Genomic DNA, 8,173 nt, shown 5'->3' on the forward strand with positions numbered 1-8,173 from the left:
CTGACCGAGGTCTTTTTTCTGCACCGCCTTGCCACCTGCGGTAAATTGCGCGATCGAGCCGCGGCGGCTAGCTTTGGAGCTCTGTCCGCCGGTGTTTGAATAAACCTCCGTATCCAGTACCAGCACGTTTACGTCCTCGCCGGTAGCCAGCACGTGATCGAGGCCGCCGTAGCCGATGTCGTAGGCCCAGCCGTCGCCGCCGATGATCCACTGCGATTTTTTGTTTAGATACTGCTTCAGCTCTAAAATTTCACGAACCCCGGGCGCGTCCAAATTTTGTTCTAGTAGCGGCACCAGCCTATCTCTAATCTGAGCGGATTTTAGCGTATCGTCTCTGTTTTCGATCCAGTCGTGATAAAGCGCCTTTAGCGCGTTTGGCACGCTTGAGAGCGAGCCTAGCATCAGATCCTCGACCTTATGGCGCAGCGTCTCGCTTGCGATCTTCATTCCTAGCCCGAACTCGGCGTTATCCTCAAAAAGCGAGTTCGCCCACGCGACGCCGCGGCCGTTCTCGTCCTTGCGGTACGGCATAGAAGGTGCCGATCCTCCGTATATCGAGCTACAGCCCGTGGCGTTGGCTACGATCATATGATCGCCGAAAAGTCGCGTGATCAGCGTGATATACGGCGTCTCGCCGCATCCGGGGCACGCGCCGTGAAATTCAAAATACGGGCGCGCAAATCCCACGCCCTTGACGCTTGATCTGTCCATCAAATCGTCTTTGTATCTTACGTGCTCGAATAAAAAGTCTGCGCTTTCTTGCTCGCCCTTCGCGAGTTCTTCTTCAAGCGGCACCATGACGAGCGATTTTTCCTTGCTCGGGCAGTTTTCGGCGCAGAGCGCGCAGCCCGTGCAATCTAGCGGGCTTACTTGGATCTTGTATTTTAGCCCCTTCAGCTCCTTGCCCTTGGCTTCTAGCAGGTGCTCTTTTAAATTTAAAGGCGCGGCGGCCTCGTCCTTTTCGTCTAGCAAAAACGCTCTGATTACTGCGTGCGGGCAGACGAAGGCGCACTGGTTGCACTGGATGCAGTTTTGCTCGATCCATTTAGGCACCATGACGCCCACGCCGCGCTTTTCAAATCGCGTCGTGCCCGCGTCAAACCCGCCGTCCTCGTGTCCTAAAAACGCCGACACCGGCAAGCTATCGCCGCGCGCTACGTTCATCGGCTTTACGATCTTTTCTATAAATTCGTCGCCCTTGTATTTATCGTTCGTATCCGCCGCGTCATCTTTTAAATTTACCCACGCAGGATCGATCGCTACCTGCACCAAAGCGTCCGCGCCCCTATCGATCGCGTCGCAGTTCATCGCCACGACCGCCTCGCCCTTTTTGGCGTAGGTTTTCTTGGCGTATTCCTTCATATAGCTCTGCGCCTGCTCGAACGGAATGATGCCGCTAAGCTTGAAAAACGCCGATTGCATGATCGTATTGGTGCGGCCTCCGAGCCCTATATCGCGTGCTAGTTTGGTGGCGTTTAGAATGTAAAATTTTACCCGTCTTTGGGCTAGAATTTTTTTGACCTTGTTCGGAAGCTTTGCCGCCGTCTGCTCGGCATCCCAGATGGAATTTAAAAGGAAGGTGCCGCCTTCGCGGATGCCGCCGATGACGTCGTAGATGTCCAGATACGCAGCGACCGAGCAGGCGACGAAATGCGGATTTGAGACGAGATAGGTCGAGCGGATCGGTCTTTTGCCGAAGCGCAGGTGCGAGCGCGTGTAGCCGCCCGATTTTTTGCTGTCGTAGGCGAAATACGCCTGCGCATAAAGATCGGTCTTGTCGCCAATGATTTTGACGGAATTTTTATTCGCGCCCACGGTGCCGTCCGCGCCCAGGCCATAAAACAAGCACTCTATCTCATCCTCGTAGCCGAGCGAAATTTTATCTCCCACGGGTAGAGATAGATGAGTCACATCGTCGTTGATGCCGATCGTAAAGCCGTTTTTAGGCTCGTCCGCCTTTAAATTTTCATACACGGCGATTAGCTGGGCCGGATCAACGTCCTTAGAGCTTAGACCGTAGCGACCGCCCACGATGAGTGGGGCGTCCTCGTGCCCGTAAAATGCGGCTTTTATATCCAGATACAGCGGCTCGCCGAGACTGCCCGGCTCCTTCGTGCGGTCGAGCACGGCGATTTTACGCACGCTTTTAGGCATCGCGGCGAAGAGATATTTGAGGCTGAAAGGCCTGTAGAGATGCACTTTTAGCACGCCTACTTTCTCGCCCTTCGCGTTTAGATGATCGACCACCTCCTCAAGGGCTTGATTGACCGAGCCCATCGCGACGATCACGCGCTGCGGCTCACTTGCGCCGTAATAGACGAAAGGCGCGTACGGCCGCCCCGTGATCTTTGAAATTTCGCTCATATACTCCGCGACGATGTCCGGAAGCGCGTCGTAAAATTTATTAACTAGCTCGCGCGTCTGAAAATATACGTCGTCGTTTTGCGCCGTGCCGCGAGTTTTAGGATGCTCGGAGTTTAGCGCGTTAGCTCTAAATTTACGCACGGCCTCGCGATCGAGCAGGCGATCAAACTCGGCATAGTCCATCACCTCGATCTTTTGAATTTCATGGCTCGTGCGAAATCCGTCGAAAAAGTGCAAAAACGGCACGCGCCCCTTAATCGCCGCAAGATGCGCGATACCGCCCAGATCCATCACCTCCTGCACGCTGTCGCTTGCAAGCATCGCAAAGCCGCTTTGGCGACAGGCATAGACGTCTTGGTGATCGCCGAAGATGGAGAGCGCCTGCGCCGCAAGCGCGCGCGCCGCGACGTGAATGACGCCCGGAAGCATCTGGCCCGCGATCTTGTACATATTTGGAATTTTTAGCAAAAGCCCCTGCGATGCGGTGTACGTCGTCGTAAGCGCGCCCGCTTGGAGTGAGCCGTGCACGGTGCCCGCCGCGCCGCCCTCGCTTTGCATTTCGACTACTTTAACGGGCATGCCGAAGAGGTTTTTCTTGCCCTGCGACGCCCAAATATCGGTGTAATCCGCCATAGGCGAGCTAGGCGTGATCGGATAGATGCCCGCGACCTCGGTAAAGGCGTATGAGACGTAAGCCGCTGCCTCGTTTCCGTCCATCGTTTTCATAACTTTTGCCATTTTTCGTCCTTTGGAATTATCAAATTTCACTAATTTTACATATTTATTGCTTAAAAATTTAAATGCTTCGCAAACCGAATAAAATTCTAAAGCTTTATCACAGCAGGCGGGCTACAAGCGCGATCTGCTGGCAGTTTTAGACGAGCATTGCGGACGATTTGAGACGAGCTCTTTCACCGCCTTGAAAATAAATTTTGCATACTTTAAGCGCAGATCGCGAGCAGCGGTAGAGATTAAATGCAAATTTAGCCGTCTGGCTTGAAATTCTGACCCAAATATCAAATGACGGGAATACGCGAAAATTAAGAAATTTAAAAATGTACTTGCCACAAGATAAAAAGACTTCATATCGCAACAAGACTGGATAATAAATTTGCCACTAACAAAGCTTTAACCGCCATACGCATCCAAGCTCGACGTAGCGAAATTTTATTTATGGCTTATAACATCGCAGCATATAAAATTTCAGCGCATTCTGCCAAATATAAGGAATTTTACTGCCTCCTGCCGAGCGCAGCGCAAATTTCATTTTAAATTTTCACTGGTCGATCGCTACGTGAATTTTACCCCATGCGACTTTGCGTTTTGAGCGTAAATTCTATTTCCGCAAGCTGCGCGGAGGATAAATTTAGCTATAATCCCCCGTTTAGAATTTAGCGCGGCACGTATATATGGCGCGGAATTTTAAAATTTTAAAATTTCAAGCAGAACTCGAAAAGCTAAAAACCGCTAAATGCGCTAAACTTAAAGCCAAATTTAAAAGCCCAAAGGAAAACCGATGAACGTCCATAAAATCGCTTACACGAGAGTTATCGCGCTGGCGTTTGCCGCCTTTATTTTTAACACGACGGAATTTATCCCCGTGGCTCTGCTAAGCGACATCGCGGCGGATTTTAGCATGGACGTTACTGGCACGGGGCTAATCATCACGATCTACGCGTGGGCGGTGAGCATCCTTTCGCTGCCGCTGATGCTGCTAACCTCAAAGCTCGAGCGCAAGAGATTGCTTTTGCGGCTTTTCGCGCTATTTACGCTAAGCCACGCCCTGGCTGCCATTGCGTGGAATTTTGCCGTTTTGGTAATCGCGCGACTAGGCATCGCGATTTCGCACGCGATCTTTTGGTCGATCACCTCATCGCTCGTCGTGCGCCTAGCGCCGATAAATAAAGGCTCGCAGGCTATCGGCATGCTGGCTTTGGGCACTTCGCTAGCGATGGTTTTGGGGCTTCCTTTGGGGCGCGTGGTCGGCGAGCTTTTGGGCTGGAGAATTACGTTTTTTGCGATCGGCGCGCTTGCGGCGGCGGAGGCGCTGTTTCTTTGGAAAATTTTACCGTTTTTGCCAAGCAGGCGCGCGGGCTCTCTTGCGAGCTTGCCGATGCTTGCAAAGCGCCCTATGCTGCTTGCTTTGTATCTGCTGACGTTTTTGATCGTAGGCGCGCATTTTACGACCTATAGCTACGTCGAGCCCTTCGTAGCGAAATTTAACCCTGCAGGCGATCACTTCGTAACCTACGTCCTGCTTGCATTCGGTGCTTCTGGAATCGCTGCGAGCGTGCTTTTTTCAAAGCTTTATCGCCATTTTCCAAACGCCTTTTTAATCTGCTCGATCCTCTTTATCCTAGCCTCGGTGCTGACGTTAAAAGCTTTTGTCGCAAATGACGCGGCGCTGCTGCTCGCAGCTTTCGTCTGGGGAGTGGGAATTTTTGGCTTTGGGCTTTGTTTGCAGATTAGGGTTTTGGCGCTGGCTCCGGATGCTACCGACGTCGCGATATCGATCTACTCGGCAATCTATAACGTAGGCATCGGCGGCGGAGCGCTTTTGGGGCATCAGATCGCAACGAAATTCGGGCTTGAGCACATAGGCGAGGCAGGCGCGATACTGGGCGCGCTAGGGCTTGCAAGCTACCTCTATGCAAGTGTGAAATTCACAGCGAAAAAATAGCGCTAAATTTTACGAAAAAGCTTCGGCAAGCTCGCGGAGCGTCGTTTTTAAAGCTTGTATTTTAGAAAATAGCAGCTTTATGGGTTTAAATTTTTAAAATTTATCCCTCGCGATTAGCTAAATTTGCAGATAAATTTAATCTCGCGCCTAACTCCGCCGTCTGTTTTATTGATCGTCCGCTCTATCCGCCCAAAGCCCTTAAAATTTACCCTCGCTAGAGCGATAAATTTTAAAATTTAGTGGCAGGGCGTAAAAATTTAAGGCGTACAAATTAAAACCCAAACCGCTAAAATTTAACTACTTTATAAACCCCACCTGCGGTAAAATTTCAGCTAGCGCCGCGTCCTTTTTCTCGTTAAATTTGACCTTGTTCTGCTCAAAAAGGTTATTTCCGTGCGCGTCTATCGAGACGATGAGCGGACCAAACTCCTTCACGCGGCACTTCCACAGCGTCTCGGGCATCCCAAGCTCCGTCCAGTCCGCACCCTCGATCTCCTCGACCTGCGTCGCGGCCACCACCGCGCAGCCTGCGGGAAATACGCAGTGTATCGCGCCAAACTCCTTGCAGCCGCTCATCGTGCCCTCGCCCATACCGCCTTTGCCCACTATCAGGCGCACGCCCGTTTTAGCGATAAATTCGCGCTCAAATTTCTCCATCCGCATGCTAGTAGTGGGCCCGACCGAGACCATTTCAAAGCTTTCTTTGCCGCCGTCTGTTTTTCTGATGATGGGCCCCGCATGCAAGATCGCGCCGCCTGCTATATCTAGCGGCAGCTCGCGGCCCTCCTGCACGACGCGTCTGTGCGGTACGTCGCGGCAGGTGACGATGTGCCCGGTTAGATAGATCACGTCGCCGATTTTGATATCCGCTAGATCCTCGGGCGCGATCGGCGTGGTTAAAATTTTCTTACTCATAGCGCGAACTCCTTGTGCGATTTTACGGCAAAATTTAGCTGCTCATCCCAGACGATGTGGCCTTTGCGGTGCGACCAGCAGCCTACGTTTACGGCGACGGCGATGACGCTAGGATGGCGGGCGCAGTTTTCGATATGCACGCCCATCACGGAGCTTGCGCCGCTCATGCCTTGCGGGCCCAGGCCGATTTTATTTATACCCTCTTCGAGTAGTTTTTCGGTTAGCGCGGCTCGGTCGTTTGGATTATGCGAGCCAAGAGGTCTCATCAGCGCTTTTTTAGATAGTAGCGACGCCACGTCAATCGAGGTACCCACGCCCACGCCGACTAGCAGCGGCGGACAGGCGTTTATGCCGTAGCTGGTCATTATGTCCATGACGAATTTCACGACGCCCTCGTAGCCCATGCCCGGCATCAGCACGGTCGCCTTGCCGGGCAGGCTACAGCCGCCGCCCGCCATATAGGTGTGTATCTCGCACTCGCTGCTTTGCGGCACGATCTCCCAAAATACGCTCGGCGTGCCCTTGCCGACGTTTTTGCCGGTGTTGTACTCGTCAAATGTCTCGACGCTATTGTGGCGCAGCGGAGCCTCGCGCGTCGCCCGCAGTACGGCCTCTCGCAGCAGTTCCTCGAGCTCGCCGATGAGCGGGAAGTTCGCTCCGCAGCGCACGAAAAACTGAATCACGCCCGTATCCTGGCAGGACGGACGGTCTAGCTCCTTTGCAAGGCGCTGGTTTTCAAACATCGTTTTGTAGATTTCTCTCGCTAGCGGCTGCGTCTCGCGCTCGGCGAGCTCCCGCAGCTTCGCCGTCACGTCGTCGGGCAGCACCTTGCCCGTGTAGCCGACGAATTTCGCCATAACCTCGGTCATCTTTTGAACGGCTTTTTGTTTATCCATCGCTTCTCCTTTTTTCAAATTTTTCATACGCGCCCGCTAAAACGCAGCCCGCAGCGTAGCAGAGCAGGTCGGCAAAATCAAACGTCCCGCCGATCATTACTTTTAAAATTTTATTTTCTATGCCTAAAATTTGCACGGCGCCAAAATACTGCGCTAGCTCCAAAGCCGCCGCAAACGCGAAAATTTTAAGCGGCAAATTTGACGGCGGCGCACTAAAAATAGCCCGAGCCAACGCGTAAAGCAAGATGACGGCCAAAACGTCGCCCGCGTAGTGGCGCACGAAACCGCCCTTTATGCAGATCGCGATGTAAATTTCAGCCGCTAAAATCAGAATCGCCGCGGCTAAAAACACTGGCCTCGCCCTCGCGCTTTGCCTTATTTGCGCCTTTTGCGCACGCTTTTGCGCGTCCTTGGACATGGCATTTTGCTCTCTTAAATTTTCCCCTCGCAACGCTTTCCTTTTAAATTTAGCCGTTAAATTTGACCCGCGCAGCGGACGTAAATTTAGAGATGATTTATCAGGCTCGCGTTGTACGCGGCGCCGAAGCCGTTGTCGATATTTACGACGCTCACGCCGTTTGCGCAGCTGTTTAGCATCGCTAGCAGCGCCGCCAGCCCGCCGAAACTCGCCCCATATCCCACGCTGGTGGGCACCGCGATCACCGGCACGCTCACGAGGCCTGCAAGCACGCTAGCTAGCGCGCCCTCCATGCCCGCAACCGCGATCACGACCTTTGCGCCACGTATCTGCTCTAAATTTGCGATTAGTCTGTGCAGCCCGGCCACGCCCGCGTCGCTAAATTTGCGCACGTCGTTGCCTAAAAATCTCGCCGTCTCGTACGCCTCCTCCACGACCGCGCCATCGGCGGTGCCGGCAGATACTATCGCGATGTAGCTTTGCGTGAGCGCGGGCTCTTTAAATTTGACGCTGATGACGCGGCCTCGAGCGTTAAACTCCGCCTGCGGCAGCGTCTCGCGCACCAGCCCAAAAACCCGCTCGTTCGTGCGCGTGATCAGGATATTTTGCCCTCTCGCGCCGATCGCACTAGCGATACGCAAAATTTCATCATCCGTCTTGCCCTCGCCGTAGATCACCTCACCCGCGCCGTTTCGCAGTGCGCGCTGAGTGTCGATCTTGGCGCAGCCCACGTCCTCATAAGGGTAGTTTTTCAGGTATTTTAGCGCCTCTTGCTCGCTCACGCGGCCGCTTTTTATCCTAGCGAAAAGCTCTAAAATTTCATCCTCTCTCATGCAAAACATCCTCTCTAAGCCCCTTTAGATCGAGCGTCACCTCCGCAGCGCCAAGCGTTACGAGCTG

The 8,173-nt window shown here is 53.2% G+C and carries 6 protein-coding genes; 1 reads left to right on the top strand and 5 read right to left on the bottom strand.

Annotation, left to right across the window (positions count from 1 at the left end):
- Positions 1-3,102: pyruvate:ferredoxin (flavodoxin) oxidoreductase (gene nifJ / locus Q0340_RS08225; protein ID WP_298082910.1), on the bottom strand; the 3,102-nt coding region annotated here is incomplete at its 3' end.
- A 778-nt stretch (positions 3,103-3,880) separates the two neighbouring features.
- Between nifJ and Q0340_RS08230 the strand changes: the two genes are divergently transcribed.
- A complete protein-coding gene (locus Q0340_RS08230; RefSeq protein WP_298082911.1) occupies positions 3,881-5,044 on the top strand; it encodes a sugar transporter in 1,164 nt (387 codons plus the stop codon).
- A 297-nt stretch (positions 5,045-5,341) separates the two neighbouring features.
- Here Q0340_RS08230 and ttdB read toward each other — a convergent pair whose 3' ends face one another.
- Genes ttdB through larB form a run of 4 tightly spaced genes read right to left on the bottom strand, consistent with a single transcriptional unit; the run spans position 5,342 to position 8,106 of the window.
- The gene (gene ttdB / locus Q0340_RS08235) at positions 5,342-5,959 is read right to left on the bottom strand and encodes a L(+)-tartrate dehydratase subunit beta (RefSeq protein ID WP_298082912.1); all 618 of its coding nucleotides are present in this window, start codon (positions 5,957-5,959) and stop codon (positions 5,342-5,344) included.
- Positions 5,956-6,855, bottom strand: a complete 900-nt coding sequence (gene ttdA / locus Q0340_RS08240) for a L(+)-tartrate dehydratase subunit alpha (RefSeq protein WP_298082913.1) — start codon at positions 6,853-6,855, stop codon at positions 5,956-5,958. The genes ttdB and ttdA overlap by 4 nt, the downstream gene beginning before the upstream one ends.
- Positions 6,848-7,306 carry a DUF2809 domain-containing protein gene (locus Q0340_RS08245; RefSeq protein WP_298082914.1) on the bottom strand — a complete coding sequence of 153 codons (459 nt, stop codon included), beginning with the start codon at positions 7,304-7,306 and terminating at the stop codon, positions 6,848-6,850. The genes ttdA and Q0340_RS08245 overlap by 8 nt, the downstream gene beginning before the upstream one ends.
- 53 nt (positions 7,307-7,359) lie before the next feature.
- Entirely contained in the window at positions 7,360-8,106 is a 747-nt protein-coding gene (gene larB / locus Q0340_RS08250) for a nickel pincer cofactor biosynthesis protein LarB (RefSeq protein WP_298082915.1), read from the bottom strand.
- Between the last annotated feature and the right edge of the window lie 67 nt (positions 8,107-8,173).

Source organism: uncultured Campylobacter sp. (assembly GCF_938045595.1).
Taxonomy (GTDB): Bacteria; Campylobacterota; Campylobacteria; order Campylobacterales; family Campylobacteraceae; genus Campylobacter_B.

Coding starts and splice junctions, on each gene's coding strand:
- Q0340_RS08230 (WP_298082911.1), top strand. CDS start 3,881: ATGAACGTCCATAAAATCGCTTACACGAGAGTTATCGCGCTGGCGTTT.
- ttdB (WP_298082912.1), bottom strand. CDS start 5,959: ATGAGTAAGAAAATTTTAACCACGCCGATCGCGCCCGAGGATCTAGCG.
- ttdA (WP_298082913.1), bottom strand. CDS start 6,855: ATGGATAAACAAAAAGCCGTTCAAAAGATGACCGAGGTTATGGCGAAA.
- larB (WP_298082915.1), bottom strand. CDS start 8,106: ATGAGAGAGGATGAAATTTTAGAGCTTTTCGCTAGGATAAAAAGCGGC.